Source organism: Massilia pseudoviolaceinigra (assembly GCF_030846505.1).
Classification (GTDB): Bacteria; Pseudomonadota; Gammaproteobacteria; order Burkholderiales; family Burkholderiaceae_D; genus Telluria_A; species Telluria_A violaceinigra.
This window is the reverse complement of record NZ_JAVCWL010000023.1, coordinates 1-24,869: the sequence shown is the minus strand read 5'-3', so window position 1 is coordinate 24,869 and position 24,869 is coordinate 1. Positions and strand designations below refer to the sequence as shown.

Sequence of the window (24,869 nt, the reverse complement as noted above, 5' to 3'; positions counted from 1 at the left end):
CAAGGCATTCTTGGCAATATTAGTTCAACACCAGATCATCACCGGAGTGAAGCCATGTCAGACCAGCCACGCTACAACCGTCGTTCCCGCAACATCACCGAAGGCGTCTCGCGCAGCCCGAACCGCTCGATGTACTACGCCATGGGCTATGAAACCGAGGATTTCGACAAGCCGATGATCGGCATCGCCAACGGCCACTCGACCATCACGCCGTGCAACTCGGGCCTGCAAAAGCTGGCCGATATTGCGATTGCCACCGTCAAGGCGGCCGGCGCCAATCCGCAGGTGTTCGGCACCCCGACCATCTCGGACGGCATGTCGATGGGCACCGAAGGCATGAAATATTCGCTGATCTCGCGCGAAGTGATCGCCGACTGTATCGAAACGTGTGTGAACGGCCAGTGGATGGATGGCGTGGTCGTGATCGGCGGCTGCGACAAGAACATGCCGGGCGGAATGATCGCCCTGGCGCGCACCAATGTGCCGGGCATCTATGTGTATGGCGGCACCATCAAGCCGGGCAACTGGAAGGGCAAGGACCTGACCATCGTGTCCGCCTTCGAAGCGGTGGGAGAATTCACGGCCGGGCGCATGTCGAAGGAAGACTTCGACGGCATCGAGCGCAACGCCTGCCCGTCGGCCGGTTCCTGCGGCGGCATGTACACGGCCAACACCATGTCGTCCTCGTTCGAGGCGCTGGGGATGGGCTTGCTGTATTCGTCGACCATGGCCAATCCGGACGACGAAAAGGTTGGCTCGGCCGCCGAATCGGCGCGCGTGCTGGTCGAAGCGGTGAAAAAGGATTTGAAACCGCGCGACATCATCACCCGCAAATCGATCGAGAACGCGGTCTCGCTGATCATGGCCACGGGCGGATCGACCAACGCGGTGCTGCACTACCTGGCGATTGCCCATGCGGCCGAGGTCGAGTGGACCATCGACGACTTCGAGCGCGTGCGCCAGAAAGTGCCGGTCATCTGCAACCTCAAGCCGTCCGGACAGTACGTGGCGACCGACCTGCACAAGGCGGGCGGCGTGCCGCAAGTGCTCAAGCTGCTGCTCGACGCCGGCCTGCTGCATGGCGACTGCATCACCATTACCGGCCGCACGATCGCCGAGGAACTGGCCGAGATCCCGTCGGTACCGGACCCGAAGCAGGATGTTATCCGTACCATCGATAAGGCGCTATACAAGCAGGGCCACCTGGCCATCCTCAAGGGCAATCTGTCGCCGGAAGGCTGCGTTGCCAAGATTACCGGCCTGAAGAATCCGGTGATCACCGGTCCTGCGCGCGTGTTCAACGACGAGTATTCGGCCATGGATGCGATCCTGGCGGACGGCATCAAGGCGGGCGACGTGCTGGTGATGCGTTACCTAGGGCCGAAGGGTGGTCCGGGCATGCCGGAAATGCTGGCGCCGACCGCTGCGCTGATCGGCAAGGGACTCGGTGAATCGGTGGGCTTGATTACCGACGGGCGCTTCTCGGGCGGGACCTGGGGCATGGTGGTGGGCCACGTGGCGCCGGAAGCGTTCGATGGCGGCACGATTGCACTGGTGGAAGAGGGCGATTCGGTGACGATCGATGCGCACCAGCAGCTCATTGAGCTGAACGTGAGCGATGAGGAAATCGCACGCCGCCGCGCCAACTGGGTCAAGCCGGCGCCGCGGTATACCCGGGGCGTATTGGCCAAGTTTGCGGCGCTGGCGTCGTCGGCCAGCAAGGGGGCTGTGACGGGTTGAGTCTTTGACAGGCGGCCGTCAGCTGCCGTCGCCCCCGCGCAGGCGGGGGGCCAAGTTTTCTGATCATTCGTTGGCTATGGAACAAACTTGGGCACCCGCCGAGGGCCTTCTTGGCGCGGGGGACGACTGTGGTTAAGCTCCCCGCCGTCGCCACAACTCCTACTTCTTGTTCGCCTTCTCAAACGCTTCCTTCACCCGCGCCTTGCGCCTCGCCTCATCGACGTTGTGCGCTTTTTTCTTGTCCAGCCCGAAAATCTTTTCGACGAACTCGAACCAGATGAAGGCCACGAACATCAAACCAATCACCCACCACCACGACAACTCGGCAAAACGCCAGACTTCGAAATAGCGCAGGCCCACAAGCGCTGCAATTAATAGTATCAGTGGCATGGCAAACTCCTTTTCATACGCATATCTTACAAACAATTGCCTCTGAGGGGCAGTAAAATCGTGTCGCTGGGCAAATAGTTGGGTCAACCGTCCACAGGCTTGACCCGTTATAGAGCGTGTGGCCGCACATTCGGATTTCCGAAACACGGTAAAATTGCATTCAGTTGTTCACTCTGGAGAAATACATGAAACGGTCCCTGATGTTGTTCACGGTGTTGTCGGCGCTGGCCTCGTCGAGCGCCATGGCAAACGCCGATTTGGCAAAAGCAAAAAATTGCATGGCTTGCCACGCTGTCGCGAACAAGCTGGTCGGACCCGCCTACAAGGATGTTGCGGCAAAGTATGCCGGCCAGAAGGATGCTGAAGGCAAGCTGACCGCCAAAGTCCTCAAGGGCGGCGCCGGCGCCTGGGGCGCGGTACCGATGCCAGCCAATCCGCAAGTGAGCGATGCTGAAGCCCGCACCCTGGTCAAATGGATCCTGGCACAGAAATAAGCCGCTGCTTCCTCGATCAACCGCAATAGAAAAACGCGCTGTCACTGCAGCGCGTTTTTTTATGCCTGCCACGCGGGCCGCGGCCAGGGCCGCAGCCGGCGCAAGGTCGTTACTTGACGACCGACATCTTGGTCTTCTTGCCACCCTTGAAGGTGAACATGGTCAGCGCGCCATCCTTGATGTCGCCCTTGTCGTCGAACTGAATCAGGCCGGTTACGCCCTGATGCTTGATCTTCTGCAGTTCAGGCAAGTACTTGACCGGGTCGGCCGACTTGGCGTTTTGCATCGCTGCTGCCATGACCATCACCGCGTCGTACACGTACGGCGAGTACAGCTGCACGTCGGCATTGTTGAAGCGTTTCTTGTAGCGCGCCACAAAGTCCGCCAGCGATTTTTCCTGCTCGCCGGTCACGCCGCCCGCTTCGGCGCAGGTGACATTGCCTTCGCCCACGCCGTCACCAGCCAGGCGCACCAGCGATTCGGTGCAAATCCCGTCGCCGCCCATGAATTTGGCGTTGATGCCGAGTGCCTTCATTTGCTTGAGCATCGGGCCGCCGACCGCATCCATGCCGCCGAAGAAGATCAGGTCCGGCTTCTTGTTTTTGAGCGAGGTCAGGATGGCGGTGAAGTCGGTGGCGGTGGCGCTGGTAAATTCCTTGCCCACGACCTTGATCGCCGGATTTTTTGCCTTGGCGCCCTTGAGGAACTCGGTGGCCACGCCCTGGCCATAGGCCGAGCGGTCATCGATGACGGCAATACTGCTCACTTTCAGGGTGTCGACCGCGTAGCGGCCCAGGGTGCCGCCGAGCTTGTTGTCGTTGGCAACCACGCGGAAGGCGGACTTGAAGCCTTGCTTGGTGTACTCGGGAATCGTGGAGGAAGGGGAAATCTGGGGAATGCCCGCGTTATGGTAAATCCGCGAGGCCGGTACGGTGGTGCCCGAATTGAGGTGGCCGATCACGCCCTGTACCTTGGCATCGACCAGCTTCTGCGCCACGGCGGTGCCCTGCTTGGGATCGGCGCCGTCATCTTCCAGCACCAGTTCCAGCTTGACCTTCTTGCCGTTGATCATGAAGCCCTTGGCGTTCAATTCTTCCACGGCCATCTTGGCGCCGTTCTCGTTATCCTTGCCCAAGTGCGCGCTGGCACCCGAGATCGGACCGACGTGGCCGATCCTGACGACGTCCTGGGCGCTGGCGCTGGCGGCAAATGCCATGGCGATTGCGAGTGGAATGAGTTTGGTCGTGAACTGCATGTGCATTCTCCATTGGATTGAAAACAGACAGCGCTCGTGGCGCCGTTTCGAAAATTTTGTGTAGGGCAAAAGGTACAACAATTTAAATGCTTCGCAAAGCCGATTGTCAGAATTTAAGGAAGAAATTGTGGCCTCTCACCATCAACGCGGGTACAGGCGTTGCGTGCACGCCGGGGTGCACCAGATCACCGCTGTTTTGTAAGCAAATGAAAGGCACCGCCCGGGAGAGCAGGCAGGGCAGGCTATTTCTGGCTCTGCAGATGGCTCAGTTCCTGGGCCACCGCACGCACCACGATGCTCTCGATGGTGTCCTGCAGGCCGAGGCGCAGCTCGGCCGTCAGCCCGGCGACGGCGTGCTGCAGCACTTGTTCCATGCTGTCGCGCAGGCGCTGTTCGAGCACGAAGTCGACTCTTCCCTGGATTTGCTGGAGGATGCGCTCGGACAGGCGACGTTCGAGCAAGGCCCATTCGGGCTCGCTCCAGTCCGCCAGCAGGGGTTCCTGTGCCGGTAGCTGCGCGGCCGGGTCGGCTTGCGCCTCGCCTTTGTCGGAAAACAATTCCGTCAGCACGGGGATATTCGGATCGAACGGACGAGTCTGGGTCATGACTGGCCTGCGACGAAGTGAGTCAGTGGATAGGATTGCTGCTTGTAGGCGACGTAGCGCTTGCGCCCGGCGGCGGCGTCGCTGTCATCGGTGGAAATGATTTCAAACACGCGCTGGAAACGCCCGAGCTGGGCCGGCGTGGCCCGCGTCAGGTTCACCAGCATGTCGTAATGCGGCAGCTCGGCATCGTCGCGGTCGGTGATGATGATGGGCGTACGCGCGGCCAGCGGGTCGCCGGCCATCACGTGCGGCAGGAAATCGGTTTCCGACAAGGTCCACAGGGCCTCGTCCAGCGCTTGCGCCTGCGCCGCATCCTCGGCCAGCAGCACCACCTTTGCACGGCTGGCATAGGCTTTGCGCGCCAGCCGGCAGGCGTAGCTCAGCTTGTCCGGGATGTTGGTATGGAAATCGATGCGCGTCATCGGCGTGCTCAGAACACGAAGCCGGGCGGTGATGTCTTTTCCTGCGGCGGCGCGCGTTCGGCATCCTGGGCAGCCTTGGCCTTTTCATCGACTTTCGGCACCACCGGCTCCGGTGGCGCGGCGGAGGTCGGTTTCGGGTACTGGTAGGTTGCCGGGAGGATTTTCTTTTCCGGGTAGGATGCTTCGGTCAGCATGGTATTCCATGCGCCCGCTTCAAAACCGGTCGACTTGGCGCGGCCAATCTTGATGAAAGGCAGGCGGCCATCGCCGCCCGCTTCCTTGAGCTTGGATTCGTCGGACGGGGTCTGCACCGTTTTCTCGGCAAACGGAATGCCGCGCTCCTTCAGGAAGGTACGTGCCTGGTCGCAAAAATCGCACTTGGGGCGCGTGTAGAGCACTACCGGCTGCGAGCGCACGGCCTGCGCCAGCGCATACGGCAGGGGCACACTGGCCGCGCCGCCGACGCCGGCCTTGATTTCCACCGGCTTGGTGTTGGCCGGCGGCGGCTGGTCGCTGAACGTGACCTTGCCCGAGGCATCGACCCATTTATACATCTGCTGTGCACTGGCGCCGCCGGCGCACAGCAGCAGTGCCATCATCGTGCCAGTCATCTTTTTTGTTGCTGTCATTACAATTCTCCTGCTGGCACGGTCTTTCAGGACTGCATGCCGCTGTGGCGCAACAGCGCATCGATACTGGGCTCGCGGCCGCGGAAGGCCTTGAACGATTCGAGCGCGGGGCGCGAACCGCCGACGGCCAGTATCTCTTGCTGGAAGCGTTTACCGGTTTCTTCGGACAGGGCTCCGCCGCCCGCCTCGACCGCTTCTTCAAAGGCGGCGTAAGCGTCGGCAGATAATACTTCAGCCCACTTGTAGCTATAGTAACCGGCGGCGTACCCTCCGGCAAAAATATGTCCGAAAGAGTGTTGGAAACGGTTAAATGCGGGCGGCATCATGACCGAGAACTTCTGGCGCACGTCGTTGATCAGTTCCTGCACGGTTTGCGCGCTGGCCGGATCGAAGTCGTAGTGCAGGTGCATGTCGACCAGCGAAAACTCCACCTGGCGCAGGGTTTGCAGGCCGGACTGGAAGTTCTTGGCGGCCAGCATCTTGTCGTACAGCGCGCGCGGCAGCGGTTCGCCGGTCTTCACGTGGGCGGTCATGTGTTGCAGCACGTCCCATTCCCAGCAAAAGTTTTCCATGAATTGCGATGGCAGCTCGACCGCATCCCACTCAACGCCGGAAATGCCGGAGACGGCGATTTCATCGACTTGCGTGAGCATGTGATGCAAGCCGTGCCCGAATTCGTGGAACAGGGTGGTCACTTCGTCGTGCGTGAACAGCGATGGCTGCAGCTGGCCGTCGACCGTGGCCGGCGGCGTGAAGTTGCAGGTCAGGTAGGCCACCGGCGTCTGCAGGGTGCCGCCGGTTTGCAGGCGGCGTCCGCGGGCGTCGTCCATCCAGGCGCCGCCACCCTTGCCGCTGCGGGCGTACAGATCCAGGTAGAACTGGCCGACCAGCTTGCCGTCGCGCTCGATGCGGAAAAAGCGCACGTCCGGATGCCAGGCGGCGGCCGTGTCGGGCTTGATCTCGACCGAGAACAGGCTTTGCACCAGGCGGAACAGGCCATCGACGACTTTCGGCTCGGGGAAATATTCCTTCACTTCCTGGGCCGAGAAGGCGTAGCGGCGTTCGCGCAGCTTTTCCGAGGCGTAGGTCAGGTCCCAGGCTTCGAGCTTGTCGATGCCCAGCTCGTCCTTGGCGAAGGTGCGCAGTTCGGCCAGGTCTTGCTCGGCGAAAGGACGCGCGCGCCGTGCCAGGTCTTCCAGGAATTCGATCACATGCTCGGGGCTCTGGGCCATCTTGGGCACCAGCGAGACTTCGGCGAAATTGCGATAGTCGAGCAATTTGGCTTCTTCGTCGCGCAATTTGAGCAAACTGGCGATGTTGCTGCTGTTGTCCCACTTCTCCAGCTCGCTGAACACGGTACCCATTTCCGACGCCTTGGTAGCGCTGGCGCGATAAATCGTTTCGCGCAGTTCGCGCTTGTCGGCAAATTGCAGGATCGGGAAGTAGGACGGGAAATGCAGGGTGAACTGGTAGCCGGGCTTGCCATCGGCCTCGGCGGCGGCGCGCGCGGCCTGCTTGACGTCGTCCGGCAGGCCGGCCAGGTCGGCTTCGTTCTCGACCATGAGCTTGTAGTCGTTGGTGGCGTCGAGCACGTTTTCCGAGAAGCGGGTCGAGATGCTGGCGTGCTGTTCCTGGATTTCGGCGAAACGCTGCTTTTTCGATTCCGGCAATTCGGCGCCGCCCAGGCGGAAGTCGCGCAGGGCGTTCTCGACGATGCGCTTGCGCGCCGGCGACAGCGCCGCATAGGCGCCGCTTGCGCGGATCGCCTTGTATTTGGCGAACAGGGCTTCGTTCTGGGCCAGCGCGGTCCAGAACTCGGTCACTTTCGGCTGGTTATCGTTGTAGGTGGCGCGCAGTTCGGGCGTGTCCACCACGTTGTTGAGGTGGCTGACCACGCCCCAGGCGCGGCCCAGCTGTTCGGTCGCTTCTTCGAGCGGAATGACGAAATTGTCCCATGTCACGTCGTCGCTGGGCGCTTCGAGCTCGGTCACGACCGCGCTCGCATGCGCGATCAGCTGATCGATGGCGGGCGTGACGTGCTCCGGCTTGATGTCGTTAAATCGTGGCAGGTCGCTGAAATCGAGCAGGGGATTGCTGGTATCGGTAGTCATGTTGTTTTCCTCATGTCGGTTTCAATAAATTGTCTATCGCCTCGGCTTGCCGCGCCGCCGGTCTGCGGTTAGCCGCGCTCGGCCGCTTCGACCGTGTTCATCAGCAGCATGGTAATCGTCATCGGGCCCACGCCGCCTGGCACCGGCGTGATATGCGAGGCCACGTCGCGCACCGCGGCGGTATCGACATCGCCACACAGTTTTCCGTCATCGTCGCGGTTCATGCCCACATCGATCACGATCGCACCGGGCTTGACCATGTCGGCGGTGAGCGTGTTGCGGCGTCCCACGGCGGCCACGACCACGTCGGCCTGGCGCGTGTGGTAAGCCAGGTCCGGCGTCGCACTATGGCATATGGTCACGGTGGCGTTCGCTTGCAAGAGCAGCAGCGCCATTGGTTTGCCGACCGTGTTGCTGCGGCCGATGACCACCGCGTGCTTGCCGCGCAGCTCGTAGCCGGTGCTTTCGATCAGTTTCATGCAGCCGTACGGGGTGCACGGGCGGAAACCCGGCAGGCCGGTCATCAGTTCGCCGGCGCTGAGCACCGAGTAGCCGTCCACATCCTTGGTAGTCGAGATCGCCTCGATCACCTTGTTCGGGTTGATGTGCTTGGGCAGCGGCATCTGCACCAGGATGCCGTGGATGGCCGGATCGCTGTTCAGGCTGGCGATGCGGTCGAGCAGGGCCGCTTCGGTCAGGTCGGCATCGTACTTTTCCAGGATCGAATGAAAGCCCACGTCCGCGCACGCCTTGACCTTGTTGCGCACATACACATGGCTGGCCGGATCTTCCCCCACCAGGATCACGGCCAGCCCCGGCTGCTTGCCTTTGGCGGTCAGGACGGTTGCGCGCTGCTTGATTTCTGCGCGTAATTGTTGGGAGAGGAGAACACCATCGATCAGTTGAGCGGACATGATTTTTAGCCGGGAAAAGAGTGGGGAGAAAAGAGTGGGAGAAAAGCGGGATTATAAAGCCACTGCTGCTATCGCGTGCCCCGAATCCCCGGAACTCCCCATAATCTTGCATTGAAAGAAAGATGGACTTTACGTTCACGTCAAGTGAAATCCCACGATATGAAACGATATATCGTAATTTGAAAAAGCGGAAAACTACTGTTAGAATTGCTCCACTAAATTTGGGTATTGGTAAATAATCAGCAAAACGTCCGCCGTTGATTTCGATCGGGTAGGGCACTAACAAAGGAGACGCATCAATGTCAGCTCAACTCGACCAGTTGACGGCAGCAGCCGCCAACGATCCCGACACGCTCGAAACCAAGGAGTGGCTCGACGCACTCGAAGCCGTCATTGAAAATGAAGGCACCGACCGCGCCCACTACCTGATGGAACGCATGGTCGACCTGGCCCGCCGCCGCGGCGCCCACATCCCGTTTTCCAGCAACACCGCCTACGTCAACACCATCCCCACCCACCTCGAAGAACACTGCCCCGGTAACCTGGAGTACGAGGAGCGCCTGCGCTCGTGGATGCGCTGGAACGCGATGGCGATGGTGGTCAAGGCCAACCGCGCCGACGGCGACCTGGGTGGCCACATTTCGAGCTTCGCCTCGCTGGCGAACATGCTCGGCATCGGCTTCAATCACTTCTGGCGCGCCCCGACCGCGGACCACGGCGGCGATCTGCTGTACCTGCAAGGCCATTCGTCCCCGGGGATCTACGCACGCGCCTTCCTCGAAGGCCGCCTGTCGGAAGACCAGATGCTCAATTTCCGCCGCGAAGTCGACGGCAAGGGCCTGTCGTCGTATCCGCACCCGAAACTGATGCCGACCTTCTGGCAGTTCCCGACCGTCTCGATGGGCCTGGGCCCGCTGATGGCGATCTACCAGGCGCGTTTCCTGAAGTACCTGCACGCGCGCTCGATCGCCGACACCTCCAATCGCAAGGTCTGGGTCTTCTGCGGCGACGGCGAGATGGACGAGCCGGAATCGATGGGCGCGATCGGCATGGCCGCGCGCGAGCGTCTCGACAATCTGGTGATGGTCGTGAACTGCAACCTGCAGCGCCTTGACGGCCCTGTGCGCGGCAACGGCAAGATCATCCAGGAACTCGAAGCGGACTTCCGCGGCGCCGGCTGGAACGTGGTCAAGGTCATCTGGGGCCCGGGCTGGGACGCCTTGCTGGCCAAGGACAAGGAAGGCATCCTGCAGCGCGTGATGATGGAAACCGTCGACGGCGAATACCAGAACTACAAGGCCAAGGATGGCGCCTTCGTGCGCAAGAACTTCTTCGGCAAGCATCCGAAGCTGCTGGAAATGGTCGCCAACATGACCGACGACGACATCTGGCGCCTGACCCGTGGCGGTCACGATCCGCACAAGATCTACGCCGCCTTCAAGATCGCGCAGGAAAACAAGGGCACCCCGACCGTCCTGCTGGTGAAAACCGTCAAGGGCTTCGGCATGGGCAAGTCCGGCGAAGCGCGCAACACCGCGCACCAGACCAAGAAGCTCGACGACGAAGCGATCCGCGAAATGCGCGACCGCTTTGCGATCCCGATCCCGGACGACAAGCTGGCCGAGATCCCGTTCTTCAAGCCGGCCGACGATGCGCCGGAAATGGTCTACCTGCACAAGCGCCGCGAAATGCTGGGCGGCTACCTGCCGCAGCGCCGTCCGCAAGCGGCCGAATCGCTGCCGGTGCCTGCGCTGTCGGCGTTCCAGAACGTGCTCGATGCAACCGCTGAAGGGCGCGAAATCTCGACCACGCAGAGTTTTGTGCGTATCATTTCGACCCTGCTGCGCGACCCGAACCTGGGCCAGCGCATCGTGCCGATCCTGGTCGACGAATCGCGTACCTTCGGCATGGAAGGCCTGTTCCGCCAGATCGGCATCTTCAATCAACAGGGCCAGTTGTACGAGCCGGTCGATAAAGACCAGGTCATGTACTACCGCGAAGACAAGGCCGGCCAGATTCTGCAGGAAGGCATCAACGAAGCGGGCGGCATGAGCTCGTGGATCGCCGCGGCGACCTCGTACTCGACCAACAACCGCATCATGATCCCGTTCTACACCTTCTACTCGATGTTCGGCATGCAGCGCATCGGCGACCTGGCGTGGGCGGCGGGCGACATGCGCGCACGCGGCTTCCTGATGGGCGGCACCGCGGGCCGCACGACCTTGAACGGCGAAGGCTTGCAGCACGAAGATGGCCACAGCCACGTGATGGCCGCGACCATTCCCAACTGCCTGCCGTACGATCCGACCTTCGCGCACGAAGTCGCGGTCATTGTCCAGGACGGCCTGCGCCGCATGGTGGCGGAGCAGGAAGACGTGTTCTACTACATCACCTTGATGAACGAGAACTACGAGCAGCCAGGTCTCACGCCAGGCACGGAAGAGGGCATCCTGAAAGGCATGTACCTGCTGCAGCAAGGCGACGCCAGTGCCAAGCAGCGCGTGCAGCTGATTGGTTCGGGCACCATCTTGCGCGAATCGATCTTTGCGGCCGAACTGCTGCTGAAGGACTTCGGCATTGCCGCTGATGTGTGGTCGGCGCCGTCGCTGACCCTGATCGCCCGCGACGGCCAGGACGCCGAGCGCTGGAGCATGGTCCACCCGACCGACGCGCCACGCCTGCCGTATGTCACGCAGCTGATGGAAAAGACCACCGGTCCGATCATCGCCACGACCGACTACATGCGCCTGTTCGCGGAACAGATCCGCGCGTTCATGCCGAAGGGCCGCACCTACAAAGTGCTCGGTACCGATGGTTTTGGCCGTTCCGACAGTCGCGTCAAGCTGCGCGAGTTCTTTGAAGTGAACCGTTACTACATCGTGGTGGCGGCGCTCAAATCGCTGGCCGACGAAGGCGTGATTGCCACTTCGGTGGTGGCGGAAGCGATTGCCAAGTACGGCATCAATCCTGACAAACCGAATCCGGTGACCCAGTAACTTTGCCCGGCGTTTTTCCGCACCTCAGATAGCTTCGTCGTTCCCGCGCAGGCGGGAACCCAAGTTGCGGGGTGCGGCGAGCGCGCGACTAAACGAATAAGAACGGAGTAAACGCTATGAGCATTGTGGAAGTCAAAGTCCCGGATATCGGCGACTTCAAGGAAGTCGAAGTCATCGAACTGATGGTCAAGCCGGGAGACACCATCAAGGTCGACCAGTCGCTGATCACGGTCGAATCCGACAAGGCCAGCATGGAGATCCCGTCCAGCCACGCAGGCGTGGTCAAGGAACTCAAAATCAAAGTCGGTGACAAGGTCGCCGAAGGCGCGCTGCTGCTGATCCTCGAAAGCGATGACGCAGCGGCCGCACCGGCAGCCGCCGTACCCGCAGCAGCCGCACCTGCGCCGGCGGAAGCAGCACCAGCGGCGGCAGCCGCTCCGGCGCCTGCCGCCGCTGCTCCGGCACCAGCCGCAGCGCCAGCACCAGCCGACGCAGCCGCACCAGTCCAATCGAACGCCAAGGCCCACGCCTCGCCGTCGATCCGCAAGTTCGCGCGCGAACTCGGCGTCGACCTGCTGCGCGTGCCCGGCAGCGGACCGAAGGGCCGCATCACCCAGCAGGATGTGCAGAACTTCGTCAAGGGTGTGCTCGCGAGCGCGTCGCCTGGCAACGGCAGCAAAGCCTCTGGCGGCGGTTCCGGCGTGGGTCTCGACCTGCTGCCATGGCCATCGCTCGACTTCAGCAAATTCGGTCCGACCGAATTGCTGCCGCTGTCGCGCATCAAGAAAATCAGTGGCCCGAACCTGCACCGCAACTGGGTGATGATCCCGCACGTGACGCAGTTCGATGAATCCGACGTGACCGACCTCGAACAGTTCCGCGTCGATTCCAACGCCGCGCTGGCCAAGGCCAAGTCGACCGTCAAGCTGACCATGCTCGCTTTCGTGATCAAGGCCAGCGTCGCCGCGCTCAAGAAATACCCGGCGTTCAACGCATCGATCGATGCCACCGGCGCCAACCTGATTCTCAAGCAGTACTACAACATCGGCTTCGCGGCCGATACGCCGAACGGCCTGATGGTCCCGGTCATCAAGGACGCCGACAAGAAATCGATCTCGCAGATCGCCGTCGAAATGGGCGAGCTGTCGGCCCAGGCGCGCGACGGCAAGCTCAGTCCCGCCAACATGCAGGGCGCGACGTTCACCATTTCGTCCCTGGGCGGCATTGGCGGCACGGCCTTCACGCCGATCATCAACGCACCGGAAGTGGCGATCCTTGGCCTGTCCAAGTCGTCCATGAAGCCGGTGTGGGACGGCGCGGCATTCCAGCCACGCCTGATGCTGCCGCTGTCGCTGTCCTACGACCACCGCGTGATCGACGGTGCCATGGCCGCGCGCTTCACCGCATATCTGGCCGAAGTCATGGCCGATCTGCGCAAGACCTTGTTATAAGGACGACACAGCGATGAGCACAATCGAGGTAAAAGTACCGAATATCGGCGACTTCAAGGAAGTTGAAGTCATTGAAGTGATGATCAAGGTGGGCGACACGATCAAGGTCGACCAGTCCCTGATCACCGTCGAATCCGACAAGGCCAGCATGGAAATCCCGGCCAGCCATGCCGGCGTGGTCAAGGAAATCAAGGTCAAGGTGGGCGACAAGATCGCCGAAGGCTCGATGCTGCTGGTGCTCGACGAAGCCGGCGGCGTGGCGGCGGCTCCTGCGGCGGCTGCAACTGCTGCTGCACCTGCTGCAGCGGCTGCGGCGCCGGCAGCGGCCGACCGGGCCGAATCGCAGGCGCCTGCGCATCCGACGCCGCCAGCGGCCCCAAGCGCGGCGGCTCCTGCCCCGGCCATGGCCAAGTACGACGGCAAGGTCGACATCGAATGCGAGATGATGGTGCTGGGCGCGGGTCCCGGCGGTTACTCCGCGGCGTTCCGTTCGGCCGACCTGGGCATGAACACGGTGCTGATCGAGCGTTACGCGTCGCTGGGCGGCGTGTGCCTGAACGTCGGCTGCATTCCATCGAAAGCGCTGCTGCACGTGGCCGCCGTGATCGATGAAACGCAAGCCATGTCCAGGCACGGCATCAGTTTCGCCAAGCCGGACATCGACATCGACCAGCTGCGTGCCTACAAGGACAAGGTCATCACCAAGATGACCACCGGTCTGGCGGGCATGGCCAAGATGCGCAAGGTGAATGTGGTGCAGGGCGTCGGCCAGTTCGTCAGCGCCAACCACATCGAAGTGACCGCCGCCGACGGCAGCAAGAAGATCGTGCAGTTCCAGAAGGCGATCATCGCCGCCGGTTCGGCCGTGGTCAACCTGCCGTTCGTGCCGAAAGATCCGCGCATCGTCGATTCGACCGGCGCGCTGGAACTGCGCCAGATCCCGAAACGCATGCTGGTTATCGGCGGCGGCATCATCGGTCTGGAAATGGCCACCGTCTACTCGACGCTCGGCGCGCGCATCGATGTCGTCGAAATGCTCGATGGCTTGATGCAGGGCGCCGACCGCGACATGGTCAAGGTCTGGCAGAAGTTCAACGAGAAGCGCTTCGACAAGGTCATGACCAAGACCAAGACGGTTGCCGTGGAAGCGTTGGAAGAGGGCATCAAGGTCACGTTTGAAGCGGCGGAAACCGGCGTCACCGCGCCCGAGCCGCAGATCTACGACATGGTGCTGGTGGCCGTCGGCCGCAGCCCGAACGGCGGCAAGATCGCGGCCGACAAGGCCGGCGTGACGGTCACCGACCGCGGTTTCATTCCGGTCGACGCGCAGATGCGCACCAACGTGCCGCACATCTTCGCCATTGGCGATCTGGTGGGCCAGCCGATGCTGGCGCACAAGGCGGTGCATGAAGCGCACGTCGCCGCCGAAGCGGCGCATGGCGAGAAGGCCTTCTTCGACGTCAAGGTGATTCCATCGGTGGCCTACACCGATCCCGAAGTGGCATGGGCCGGCATTACCGAAGACGAGGCGAAAGCGAAGGGCATCAAGCTGGAGAAGGGCCACTTCCCGTGGGCCGCAAGCGGCCGCGCGGTTGCCAATGGCCGCGACGAGGGCTTCACCAAGCTGCTGTTCGACGCCGAGACGCACCGGATCGTCGGTGGCGGCATCGTCGGCACGCATGCGGGCGACATGATCGGCGAAATCGCGCTGGCCATCGAGATGGGTGCCGATGGCATCGATATCGCCAAGACGATCCACCCGCATCCGACCCTGGGCGAATCGATCGGCATGGCGGCGGAAGTGTATGAAGGCGTGTGCACGGACTTGCCGCCGGTGCGCAAGAAGTAAGAGCCGCAAATAGAAAAAGCCCCGTTCACGCCATGCGTCAACGGGGCTTTTTTAATGCGCGGTGCTAACCGTAAGACTTAATCCCACTACATCCAGAGCCGTCGTCCCCGCGAAGGCGGGGATACATAGCACGGTTGATCAAAGATGCTATGCGTCCCCGCCTTCGCGGGAAGTGGGTTCCGCCAGTGGTGGAAACGACGGTGCAAAGCGGCGCCAAGGTTGGCGGCGATATCTAGTGAAAACTCACCCACCGCGCAGGAATCTCGATATTCCCCGAGCGTGCGGCAGCCGCATACGCGTGCATCTCCGCGACGACCGCTTCAAGTTGTTCCATGTTCGGGTTTTCCAAGAAACCCTTCATCCGTTCATTTAGTGACGCTTGCTGGTCATGCCATTCGTAGCGAGCAGACTTGCTCATACATCCTCCTTGAAAGACTCAACTTTGCCAGAAATGATGCACCACTTCGGTGCGATGACGCACATTCTGCCTGGCACGCCGTCCCGCTACCGCCTCAAGGCGAGCGCAGAACGCTGCGATAAAACAGATCCAGGCGCTGCTCCAATGCCGTCACCACCTCTTCCCGCGCTTGCGGAACCGGTTGAAACAAAAACCGCCCGAAGTATTCACCCTGCACGCAGTTCAGCAAAAACGTCGGAACCAGTTCCAGCACCAGATCCTCGCGCAACTGGGCCCGGATATCGTCACGCGCGAAATAGCGCATCAGCATATCGCGCGTCTGGCGTGGCCCCGCTTCGTAAAACGATGCGGACAATTCCGGATTCGACGCCGCTTCCGCAATCACCATGCGCTGCATGCTCAGGGCCTCCGGCGCGGTGATCATGTCGAAAAAATGCAGGCTGAACTCGGAAATGACCTGCTTGAGCGGGCGCATGTCCTGTTCCACCTCGTTGGCCGTGAAGAACCGGCTGCGGTTAGCCAGCAGCACCGCCTGGAACAAGCCCGCCTTGCCGCCGAACTTGACGTAAATCGTGCGCACAGCCACGTGCGCTTCGCGGGCGATGGTTTCCAGGCTGACCTTGCCGTAGCCGTGCTTGAGCATCAGCTCGCCGGCCGTGTCGATCAGATTATTGTGGCGCGCCTCAAGCTCGCTAGCGCGCGGACGGCCCGCCGATTTGGCGGCCGGAACTGGTGGGGCAGGGTTGGCTGTCGTCATGGTCATCACTCTAATTCAATCTTAAATGAAATGCAATCGTTTCATTTCTTGACTTGATGCAATGCATAAGGAATAATGCACTTACCCCATTTCATTATTCGGAGCAGTACCATGTCGCAAGCACAAGCCAAGGCCGAGCCACAAGCCCTCGCCGTTGTTCCACCCGTCGCGGCGCCCGCCGCGACCCCGCCCAACTGGCGCGTGCGCGGCATCCTGGCCCTGATCGCCCTGGTGGCAGTCGGCGCGGGCGGGCGCATGTGGTACCGCAGCTCCCATTTCGTCGAGACCGAGAACGCCTATGTGTCCGGCCACGTGCATCCGGTTTCGGCGCGCATTTCGGGTGTGGTGACCAAGGTGCTGGTGGAAGATAACCAGAGCGTCAAGGCGGGCGACGTGATCGCCGAACTCGATCCGGCCGACCAGCGCGTGAAGGTCGAACAGATCCAGGCGCAGATCGCCAGCGCCCAGCAGCAGGTACTGCAGGCCGACGCCCAGGTCGAACAGGTGCGCGCGCAGGCTGCCGCCGCCTCGGCCCAGGTACTGCAATCGGAAGCGCAGCTGGTGCGCGCCAGGCAGGACGCCGAGCGTTTCGGCCAGTTGTACAACGCGCAGATGAAGGCCGTGTCGAAAGCGGAACTCGACGCCGCCAACGCCGGCCGCGCCGGCGCCGTCGCCGACGTGTCGGCACGCCGCGGCACCGTGGTCGCGGCCCAGGCCCAGATCACCGCCGCCGGCGCCGCGCGCGACGTCGTCAAGGCCCAGATCAAGGTCCTGCAAACCCAGTTGAAGGACGCCCAGCAGCAGCTGGCCTACAACCGCATCGTGGCGCCCGTCGAAGGCCGCCTTGGCCGCCGCAGCGTGGAAGTGGGCGCGCGCGTCCAGCCCGGCCAGCAGCTCGCCGCCATCGTGCAGGACGACGTCTGGATCACCGCCAATTTCAAGGAAACCCAGTTGGCAGGCCTGCAGCCTGGCCAGTCGGTCCACGTGGTGATCGACGCCATGCCGAAACACCCGCTGGTCGGCCGCATCGACAGCTTCTCGCCGGCGTCGGGTAACCAGTTCGCGCTGCTGCCGGCCGATAACGCCACCGGCAACTTCACCAAGATCGTCCAGCGTGTGCCGGTCAAGATCGTGCTGCGTCCTGAAGACGTCAAGACCCTGCGCGGCCGCCTGGTGCCCGGCATGTCGGCACTGGCCGAAGTCGAACTTGGCCAGGCCGCTCCTGCCACCACGACCGCGACCGCCCCGGCCGCCCCCGCAGCCCACTAAGCACAGTTCATGAGCAGCCCGACCAACACCATGACCGCCGGCGCAATGGCGGCAGCGCCGCCGATCTCCGACAAGGTCGACATGCGTACCTGGATCGCCGTCGCCGCCGGCATGCTGGGCGCCTTCATGGCGATCCTGGACATCCAGATCACCAACTCCTCGCTCAAGGACATCCTTGGCACCCTCTCGGCCACGCAGGAAGAGGGCTCGTGGATTTCCACCGCCTATCTGTGCGCCGAAATCGTCGTCATCCCGATGACCGCGCTGCTGGCGCGCGTGTTCGGCATGCGCATGTACATGATCGGCACGACCGCCCTGTTCCTGGTCTTTTCGACCCTGTGCGGCACCGCCTGGAACCTGGAAAGCATGATCGTGTTCCGCATGCTGCAGGGCTTTACCGGCGGCGCCTTGATTCCCATGGCGATGACCTTGGTGATGGCCAAGCTGCCGCCGTCGCGCCGTTCGGTCGGCATGGCCATTTTCGGCCTGACCGCGACCCTGGCGCCGGCCATGGGCCCGACCCTGGGCGGCTATTTGTCCGAGCTGTACGGATGGCCATCGATTTTTTACATCAACTGGGTGCCGGGCCTGTTGCTGATCGGCGGTATCTGGTGGGGCCTGGACCGCGACCGCGGCAACCTTGGCCTGCTGGCGAAAGCCGACTGGCTCGGCATCGTCATGATGGCCATGGGCCTGGGCTGCCTGACCATCTTCCTGGAAGAAGGCAATTCGAAGGACTGGTTCGATTCGAGCTTCATCATCACCTTTGCCGCGCTGTCGCTGGTGGGCCTGGTGGGGTGGGTGACGACGAGCCTCACGCGCGCCGATCCGTTCGTGAACCTGCGCCTGTACGGCCAGCGCAACTTCATCGTCGCCACCATTTTGTCGGCGGTGATCGGCATGGGCCTGTATGGCTCCTCGTTCCTGCTGCCGCTGTACCTGGGCCAGATCGCCGGCTACACGCCGATGCAGATCGGTGAAGTCATCATGTGGGCCGGCCTGCCGCAACTGTTCATCATGCCGTTCGCCGCCGCGCTGTCGTCCAAGGTCGACAACCGCATCCTGTGTTCCATCGGCCTGACCCTGTTCGGCATCTCGTGCCTGATGAATTCGCACATGGATGCGACCACCGGATACGACCAGCTTTTCTGGTCTCAGGTCGTGCGCGCCCTGGGCCAGCCTTTCATCATGCTGACCTTGTCGAGCTTCGCGATGCACAAAGTCGCGCCGGCCGACACGTCGTCGGCATCGAGCCTGTTCAACATGACGCGCAACCTGGGCGGCTCGATCGGCATCGCCATGCTGGCCACCACGCTCACCAACCGCGAGCACTTCCACTCCGCGATCATCGGCCAGTCGGTCACGGCGATGTCGGCGCCGGTGCAGCAACGCCTGGACCAGCTGACCCAGGCCTTCATGGCCAGCGGCATCGATCCCGCCACCGCCGCCAACCAGGCGCTGGCCGTGATCGACCGCGTGGTGCGGCGCGAAGCCTATGTCATGGCCTATAACGATGGCTTTGTCATCATGGCCGTATTCCTGTTCGCTTGCGTCGGCGCGCTGCTGTTCGCCGACAACGTCAAAGCCCCGTCCGGTCCCGGCGCGGGCGCTCATTAAAGTAGGGAGAATCACCTTGAAGCCACTGATCCTGTGCGCGCTGCTGGCGCTGTCCGGCTGCGCCACCATCGGCACCGATTTCGTCGAACCTGTCGCCGCGGCCAACCCGGCATGGCGCCATGCCGGCACCGACAACCTGGCCACCGCCCGTCTGCCGGCGAGCTGGTGGACCGTGTTCGGCGACACGACCCTCAACGACCTTGAGCAGCGCGCCGTGCGCGACAACCCGGGCGTGAAAGCCAGTGCGCAGCGCCTGCTGCAGGCGCAGGCGCAAATGGGCAACCTGCGCGCCGCGCAGTCGCCGAGCGTCAACCTCACCACCTCGGCCGCCAATTCGCGCACCTCCGCCGAAACCTCGCAAAGCCTGGCCCTGGGCGGGCGCTCGATCGAAGGGAGTAACTACTTCGTCGGCGCCTCGCTGTCGTATGAGCTGGACCTGTGGGGCCGCGTCAAGCGCGTGGTGGAAGCGGCCGATGCCCAGGCCCTGGCCGCGCAGGATGACCGCGATGGCGTGATCCTTCTGCTGTCGGCGCAGGTGGCCAGCACCTACTGGCAGCTGCGCGGCATGGATGCCGAAATGGCCATCCTCAAGAATGCACTGGCAACCCGCGGCGAATCGCAGCAGCTCATTGAAGCGCGTTTCGACGCCGGCCTGTCGAACGAACTCGATGTGTCGCGTGCCCGCATCGAGCGCGCCAACGCCGAAGCCGACCTGCACGAAGTGCAGCGTCAGCGCAACCTGCTCGAACACAGCCTGGCCACCCTGGTGGGCGTGTCGCCGTCGTCGCCGCTGATCGCCGCCGCCACCAAGGTGGAGCTGCCGGCGCCGCCGGCCATTCCGGTCGGCCTGCCGGCCAGCCTGCTGGCGCAGCGGCCCGACCTGGCGTCGAGCGTGGCGACCCTGCGCGCGGCCAATGCGCAGGTGGCGGTGTCGGAAGGCGCGTTCTATCCGTCGTTGACCCTGACCGGCAATTTCGGTTTCGCATCCGAGAGTCTGAGCAATCTGACCAATAGCGGCGCGCGCCAGTTTTCCATCGGCCCGCTGGCCTTGTCGCTGCCGCTCTTCGATGGTGGCCGCAACAAAGCCAATCTGGCGATGTCGCAGGCACGCTACGCCGAAGCGCGCGCCAATCATGAAACGAAGCTGCTGACGGCCTTGCGCGAAGTGGAAGATGCGCTGTCGGACGTGCAGCAGCGTCAGCGCCAGGGCGAAGTGCAGGCCCAGTCGCAGCAGGCCGCCGCACGCGCTTACCTGGTGGCGCAGGCACGCTACGAGCGTGGCCTGTCGACCTATCTGGACGTGACGGACGCCCAGCGCAGCTCACTCAATGCCGACCGCGTCGCGGCGCAAATCCGCACCCAGCGCCTGCTGGCCAGCGTGGCGGTGGCCCGTTCGCTCGGCGGCGGCTGGACCCAGCAAGCGGCCGAAGCGACCATCGCCCAGGCGTCGCGTTAAGGATTACCCGCAGTGGTGCGTACGCCGCGCTACTGCGGGCCGAAGTGCTCCAGCAGAAAATCGACGAAGGTGGTCAGTTTCGGCGTGGCCTGGCGGTCGCGCGGATACATGACGTGCATCGTGCGCGGCGCCGGAATATGCGCTTCCAGGAGCGATACCAGCCGACCCGCAGACACTTCCTGCGCCAGCATCACCTCCGCCTGCATCACAATCCCGAAGCCCGCCAGCGCTGCCTGTTTCAGCGCCTGGCCATTGTTCGACCGGAACCGGCTGGCCCGGGCCGGCGCACCGCCGTCATCGTCGCCCAGGCGCCAGCGCACCAGTTTTTTCCAGTGCATGAAGTCCAGACACTCGTGCTGCGCCAGGTCGGCCGGCACGCGCGGCTCGCCGTGGCGCGCAAGGTAATCGGGCGAGGCGCAGATCAACATGCGGTAAGGACGCAGCCGGCGCGCGATCATGCCCGAATCATCCAGTTCGCCGATGCGGATGGCCGCATCATAGCCATCGTCCACCACGTCGACCAGGCGGTCGTTCAATTCCAGATCGAGGCTCACTTCGGGATGCTGCGCCAGGTAGCCCGGCAGCAGCGGCGAGAGCGACTCGCTGCCGAAGGTGACGGGCGCGCTGATGCGCAGGCGCCCGCGCGGAGCGAGCCGCATCGCTTCGGCGCCCGATTCGGCGGCGCGCACCTGTGCCAAAATGCTGCGGCACTGCTCCGCATACTGTTCGCCGATTTCGGTCAGGCTCTGGCGCCGCGTGGTGCGCGCGAGCAGGCGCGCGCCCAGGCGCTCTTCCAGGAAGCGGATGTGCTTGCCGACCATCACGGCCGACATGTCGAAACGCGCGGCGGCCGCGGTGAAGCTGCCGTCGTCCACCACCGCGGTAAAAATCTCCATGCTGCGCAGTTTATCCATTGATTCCGAATCATGAGTGAGCAATATCCGTCATATTAGTCCATTTATCTTCATTGCTAAGGGATCGATACTGATTGCCTGCATCGCCCATTTCTCAACTTCTATGGAGTAGCTATGAAAATCATCGTCATCGGCGCCAGCGGCACCATCGGCAAGGCAGTTTCTTCCCATCTGGCCGCGCGCCACGAAATCGTGACCGTTGGCGCCAACAGCGGCGAGGTGCGCGCCGATATCCGCGACATCGCCCAGGTGCGGCATCTCTTCGAGCAAGTCGGCAAGGTCGACGCCGTGGTGGTGGCCGCAGGCGCCGTGCATTTTGGACCGCTGGCGGAAATGGGGCTGGAGCAGTTCCAGGTCGGTATCGCCAGCAAATTGATGGGGCAGGTGAATGTGGCGCAGGTGGCGCCGGCATTCCTGAACGATGGCGGATCGATTACCTTGATCAGCGGGATCGTGGCGGAGCAACCGATCCGTTTCGGCGCGTCGGCCAGCATGATCAATAACGCCGTGGAGGGGTTTGTGCGCGGCGCCGCCATCGAACTGCCGCGCGGCTTGCGCATCAATGCCATCAGCCCGACGGTGCTGGAAGAATCGCTCGATGCGTATGGCCCGTATTTTTACGGATTCGAGGCGGCGCCGGCCAGCCGCGTGGCGCTGGCGTATAGCCGCAGCGTGGAAGGGGCGCAGACGGGGCAGGTCTACCGCGTGTGGTAGAAAAGTGCACCGATTGATGGCGGGGCGGCACGGGCAGGTATGGGCCCGCGCCCTTATCGGGCACCTGCTTTGCGGATCAATTTGATCAACAGGTTCTTTTGGGCGATGTCGAAACGTCCAGAAAGGTTGCGCTCACGTTGAGTCAGAAGTTCCAGCCATTCCGCGAGAAACGCAATGTCATTTTGCAGCACATTTTTTTCCGCTGCCCACCGGGTCACGTAAGGCTTGATCCGTTCTGCGATGGCATTTGACTGGTTCCAGCATGGCCTGCACAGTTTGCGTTCCTGGTCGATGTAAGCTTTTTTTACCTCGTACGTATATTTCTGGTCTTTCGCTGTAAAAATGCACGGTGCGCCGCAGGTCCGGCAGACATATTCCTTGTCAGTGTAATCCTTGACCCATCCAAACTGGCACGGAACCGAGTTTTGGCTTTGAGTGGACCAGAGTTCTGTATCGGCGGGAACGGTTGACGGGCGAGTATCGGGAATGGTGTTGTTGAGCGAGGTCAAGTTGACACTCCATCTAATGCTGGAAAGGCACATTCTACGTGAATGGATAGCGCCGGCTACCTTTCATCCGGCAATTTGCCGGCAGTTGTCTGACGGCATAGGCAGTGCGTCGAGCACGATGGCGGATCGATTACCGCTGATCAGCGGGATTCCGGCGGAGCAGGCGATGCGCTTCGGTGCCTCGGCCAGCATGGTCAATAGCGTCGTGGAGGCAATTGCGCGCGACGCCGTGATCGAGTTGCAGCGTGGAAGGGGCGCAGACGGGGCAGGTATACCGGGTGTGGCAAGCCGGCGCGCTTGTTGGCGGTCTGACAAGGCGGATAATGACTCGCCACCACATCCGCCCAAAGGCATCCCATGCTCCCCGATTTCTATGTTTGCACCAGCTGCGATAAACGATTCAATTTCAAATTTCGTGAGGCGTACTATTACGTGGACGCGGCGCCGGCGCACAAGCAAATCGCCGATGCCGATCTGCTGTGGGTCAATGTGCGTCCCGCGTGGTGCAAGGATTGCGAGTGCGTTTGCGTGGTGGAAGACATCGCCCCTTTAAGGAGATTTGATGATGCGTACGGCGCTGCGCGTACCGGCCGCCCAGTCGAGTACCCGGCGTATACCGCGTACATGAAGGCACCGGACGCGCTACGGGAACTCGGAGACCAGCTGCGCTGGCGAATGGGGCGCCGCCATGCTGCCCGGACGCTCTGTTGCGGAGGATCGCGCTATCAGCGGATGGAACAAGGTCCCGAGTTGCTCGAAGAGTTCCGACGCGGAATGACGAGGTGCGGCTCCCGACTTGTTTTTGGTGATGGCGGCAGGATAGCCTCCTCACAAAGGGGTGAGTCAAGTATGGGCAGGCATGTCAGGCATGTCAATCGCGCCGCCCAGCAAGCGTCAATCCAAACGGTTGTCGTTCAGCCAGGAATCGGCAACCGATCGCCACCGGTTTGTAAAGCGGGTTATGAGCGTCGTTGCGCATTCCCGAACACATGAAAAACTAGAAGTTGACGTATTTTGCCCAGGTCCACCCAAGTAATCCAAGCACGCCTCCGATCACAGCGCCGGCCGCCACCACGGTAAGGCTGACTGTCTCAGGTGGCCACGCATGCGCAACAAGAACGGCAGCCGCACCGAGCGCCCCGCATAGCAGAGTGCGAAGAACCGGGTGGTGTGCAACCGCCATTGTCGATCTGGCGTCAAAGGCCACAATCGTCCCGAAGTAGGCGCCAAGGACTGTGAGCATGCATATCGATGTCAGAACATTATGCCAATTCCAGCTTTCATCGTTCGAGCTTACCCAGGATAGACTGAAAAGACTGGTTAGCATTATCCCCACGACGAATGCCACTGCAACCAGCATGATGGTCGCCAGGGCAATAGCCCATTTCGATCTGGTCAAGCGTCGAAAATTCATTGGCATTCCCATCGGATGATTGCGCGGTCGGATTGATTATATCCGTACTGCCACGGAGGGGACCTGTGAGGACTACCGGTGGATGATCAAGCTGTTCCGGCGCGCGCTGCCGCAGATTCTAGCGATTGCTGCGCCGCCAGGCTTGCGGGGCCATCCCGATCTGCATCTGGAACGCGCGCGTGAAATGCGACTGGTCGCAAAAGCCGTGGGCGTGCGCGATGTCGGTGAGCGCTTCATCGCCGGTCAGCATGGCTTCGCAGGCTGCCGCCACGCGCCGGCGCAGCACGTACACACGGGCCGGTACGCCGACCGCGTTCTTGAATGCGCGCGAAAAGTGGCTCACGCTCAGCCCCACGGTGGCGGCCAGGTGCGTGGTGCGCAGGGTGGCGCACAGGTTGGCGTCGATATGCGCCGTCAGCTGGCGCACCTGCCAGGGCGCAAGCGCGCCTTTCTGTTCGGGGGATGCGGCCAACCGCGCCGCGTGGAAGCGGCGACCCGGCGGGGCCGTCGACGAGGTGGAAATCAGGGTCGCTTGCATGGGTCGCTCCAGGGTGGCTTGACGATGCTCCGTCAGCGACGATGATGCGTGAAGCCAGCCTGGGCGAACAGGGCCACTCGGGTGACTGTATACCCCCCCGAAAGTGTTGGTGCGATGGCGTTGCGGTAGCAGCCGCACCGTCGGTGTTTACAAGCCGATGAACCCGCGCTCGATCCCGATCGTCACCGCGTGCGTGCGGTTGTTCGCCCCCAGCTTGTCCATGATATTGCGCAGGTGTCCCTTGACGGTGTCCTCCGACAGCGCCAGTTCGCCCGCCACCTGCTTGTTGCTGTGGCCCCGGGCGATCAGCTGCAGCACCTGCACTTCGCGCGGGGTCAGGCATTCCTGGCCCAAGTGATTGGCCAGTTCGGCCGCGATCTCCGCCGGAAAATAGCGCTTGCCCGCGG

Annotated in this window: 22 protein-coding genes; 9 read left to right on the top strand and 13 right to left on the bottom strand. The window is 62.4% G+C overall.

Annotation, left to right across the window (positions count from 1 at the left end; all coding sequences use genetic code 11):
* Positions 1 to 54 precede the first annotated feature (54 nt).
* A complete protein-coding gene (gene ilvD, locus RBA40_RS21675; RefSeq protein ID WP_306649851.1) occupies positions 55 to 1,740 on the top strand; it encodes a dihydroxy-acid dehydratase in 1,686 nt (561 codons plus the stop codon).
* Between the two features lie 159 nt (positions 1,741 to 1,899).
* Here ilvD and RBA40_RS21670 read toward each other — a convergent pair whose 3' ends face one another.
* On the bottom strand, positions 1,900 to 2,130 hold the full coding sequence (locus tag RBA40_RS21670; RefSeq protein WP_099875452.1) for a TIGR04438 family Trp-rich protein: 231 nt from the start codon (positions 2,128 to 2,130) through the stop codon (positions 1,900 to 1,902).
* Between the two features lie 185 nt (positions 2,131 to 2,315).
* On the opposite strand from RBA40_RS21670, the gene RBA40_RS21665 reads away from it, so the two are divergent.
* Complete coding sequence (locus RBA40_RS21665) at positions 2,316 to 2,624, top strand: c-type cytochrome (protein WP_306649849.1); 309 nt, start codon at positions 2,316 to 2,318, stop codon at positions 2,622 to 2,624.
* A gap of 109 nt (positions 2,625 to 2,733) precedes the next feature.
* On the opposite strand, the gene RBA40_RS21660 is transcribed toward RBA40_RS21665, so the two are convergent.
* The 6 genes from RBA40_RS21660 to folD all read right to left on the bottom strand — a co-directional run bounded on the left by RBA40_RS21660 (position 2,734) and on the right by folD (position 8,560).
* On the bottom strand, positions 2,734 to 3,879 hold the full coding sequence (locus RBA40_RS21660; protein WP_306649847.1) for a branched-chain amino acid ABC transporter substrate-binding protein: 1,146 nt from the start codon (positions 3,877 to 3,879) through the stop codon (positions 2,734 to 2,736).
* A 242-nt stretch (positions 3,880 to 4,121) separates the two neighbouring features.
* The gene (locus RBA40_RS21655) at positions 4,122 to 4,484 is read right to left on the bottom strand and encodes a DUF2486 family protein (protein ID WP_306649845.1); all 363 of its coding nucleotides are present in this window, start codon (positions 4,482 to 4,484) and stop codon (positions 4,122 to 4,124) included.
* On the bottom strand, positions 4,481 to 4,906 hold the full coding sequence (locus RBA40_RS21650; RefSeq protein ID WP_306649843.1) for a DNA polymerase III subunit chi: 426 nt from the start codon (positions 4,904 to 4,906) through the stop codon (positions 4,481 to 4,483). Before RBA40_RS21650 ends, RBA40_RS21655 begins: the two co-directional genes overlap by 4 nt.
* An 8-nt stretch (positions 4,907 to 4,914) precedes the next feature.
* Positions 4,915 to 5,535, bottom strand: coding sequence for a glutaredoxin family protein (locus tag RBA40_RS21645; protein WP_306649841.1), 621 nt, complete (start codon positions 5,533 to 5,535; stop codon positions 4,915 to 4,917).
* Between the two features lie 26 nt (positions 5,536 to 5,561).
* On the bottom strand, positions 5,562 to 7,646 hold the full coding sequence (locus tag RBA40_RS21640; protein ID WP_306649839.1) for a M3 family metallopeptidase: 2,085 nt from the start codon (positions 7,644 to 7,646) through the stop codon (positions 5,562 to 5,564).
* 68 nt (positions 7,647 to 7,714) lie between these two features.
* Positions 7,715 to 8,560, bottom strand: a complete 846-nt coding sequence (gene folD, locus RBA40_RS21635; RefSeq protein ID WP_306649837.1) for a bifunctional methylenetetrahydrofolate dehydrogenase/methenyltetrahydrofolate cyclohydrolase FolD — start codon at positions 8,558 to 8,560, stop codon at positions 7,715 to 7,717.
* A 299-nt stretch (positions 8,561 to 8,859) separates the two neighbouring features.
* On the opposite strand from folD, the gene aceE reads away from it, so the two are divergent.
* The 3 genes from aceE (at position 8,860) to lpdA (ending at position 14,856) form a co-directional block, all read left to right on the top strand.
* Complete coding sequence (aceE, locus tag RBA40_RS21630; protein WP_306649835.1) at positions 8,860 to 11,556, top strand: pyruvate dehydrogenase (acetyl-transferring), homodimeric type; 2,697 nt, start codon at positions 8,860 to 8,862, stop codon at positions 11,554 to 11,556.
* Positions 11,557 to 11,672: 116 nt separating this feature from the next.
* A complete protein-coding gene (aceF, locus tag RBA40_RS21625) occupies positions 11,673 to 13,007 on the top strand; it encodes a dihydrolipoyllysine-residue acetyltransferase (RefSeq protein WP_306649832.1) in 1,335 nt (444 codons plus the stop codon).
* 13 nt (positions 13,008 to 13,020) lie between these two features.
* Positions 13,021 to 14,856, top strand: coding sequence for a dihydrolipoyl dehydrogenase (gene lpdA / locus RBA40_RS21620; RefSeq protein ID WP_306649829.1), 1,836 nt, complete (start codon positions 13,021 to 13,023; stop codon positions 14,854 to 14,856).
* Positions 14,857 to 15,088: 232 nt separating this feature from the next.
* On the opposite strand, the gene RBA40_RS21615 is transcribed toward lpdA, so the two are convergent.
* Together RBA40_RS21615 and RBA40_RS21610 are read right to left on the bottom strand one after the other, a co-directional pair.
* Positions 15,089 to 15,274: a hypothetical protein gene (locus RBA40_RS21615; RefSeq protein WP_099875462.1), complete on the bottom strand. Its 186-nt coding sequence runs from the start codon at positions 15,272 to 15,274 to the stop codon at positions 15,089 to 15,091.
* Positions 15,275 to 15,368: 94 nt separating this feature from the next.
* Positions 15,369 to 16,031 carry a TetR/AcrR family transcriptional regulator gene (locus tag RBA40_RS21610; protein WP_306649827.1) on the bottom strand — a complete coding sequence of 221 codons (663 nt, stop codon included), beginning with the start codon at positions 16,029 to 16,031 and terminating at the stop codon, positions 15,369 to 15,371.
* A 111-nt stretch (positions 16,032 to 16,142) separates the two neighbouring features.
* On the opposite strand from RBA40_RS21610, the gene RBA40_RS21605 reads away from it, so the two are divergent.
* From RBA40_RS21605 to RBA40_RS21595, 3 genes are read left to right on the top strand one after another with little or no spacing between them, the layout of a single operon-like run.
* The gene (locus RBA40_RS21605; RefSeq protein WP_306649825.1) at positions 16,143 to 17,300 is read left to right on the top strand and encodes an HlyD family secretion protein; all 1,158 of its coding nucleotides are present in this window, start codon (positions 16,143 to 16,145) and stop codon (positions 17,298 to 17,300) included.
* A gap of 9 nt (positions 17,301 to 17,309) precedes the next feature.
* A complete protein-coding gene (locus RBA40_RS21600; RefSeq protein WP_306649823.1) occupies positions 17,310 to 18,917 on the top strand; it encodes a DHA2 family efflux MFS transporter permease subunit in 1,608 nt (535 codons plus the stop codon).
* A gap of 16 nt (positions 18,918 to 18,933) precedes the next feature.
* Positions 18,934 to 20,373, top strand: coding sequence for an efflux transporter outer membrane subunit (locus tag RBA40_RS21595; protein WP_306649821.1), 1,440 nt, complete (start codon positions 18,934 to 18,936; stop codon positions 20,371 to 20,373).
* 29 nt (positions 20,374 to 20,402) lie between these two features.
* On the opposite strand, the gene RBA40_RS21590 is transcribed toward RBA40_RS21595, so the two are convergent.
* Positions 20,403 to 21,287: a LysR family transcriptional regulator gene (locus RBA40_RS21590; protein WP_306649820.1), complete on the bottom strand. Its 885-nt coding sequence runs from the start codon at positions 21,285 to 21,287 to the stop codon at positions 20,403 to 20,405.
* Positions 21,288 to 21,401: 114 nt separating this feature from the next.
* On the opposite strand from RBA40_RS21590, the gene RBA40_RS21585 reads away from it, so the two are divergent.
* Positions 21,402 to 22,001 carry a short chain dehydrogenase gene (locus RBA40_RS21585; protein ID WP_306649818.1) on the top strand — a complete coding sequence of 200 codons (600 nt, stop codon included), beginning with the start codon at positions 21,402 to 21,404 and terminating at the stop codon, positions 21,999 to 22,001.
* Between the two features lie 53 nt (positions 22,002 to 22,054).
* On the opposite strand, the gene RBA40_RS21580 is transcribed toward RBA40_RS21585, so the two are convergent.
* The 3 genes from RBA40_RS21580 to RBA40_RS21570 form a co-directional block, all read right to left on the bottom strand.
* The gene (locus tag RBA40_RS21580) at positions 22,055 to 22,510 is read right to left on the bottom strand and encodes a zinc-ribbon domain containing protein (protein WP_306649817.1); all 456 of its coding nucleotides are present in this window, start codon (positions 22,508 to 22,510) and stop codon (positions 22,055 to 22,057) included.
* 1,532 nt (positions 22,511 to 24,042) lie between these two features.
* A complete protein-coding gene (locus RBA40_RS21575; RefSeq protein ID WP_306649815.1) occupies positions 24,043 to 24,462 on the bottom strand; it encodes a helix-turn-helix domain-containing protein in 420 nt (139 codons plus the stop codon).
* A gap of 147 nt (positions 24,463 to 24,609) precedes the next feature.
* Positions 24,610 to 24,869: response regulator transcription factor (locus RBA40_RS21570; RefSeq protein ID WP_306649813.1), on the bottom strand; the 260-nt coding region annotated here is incomplete at its 5' end.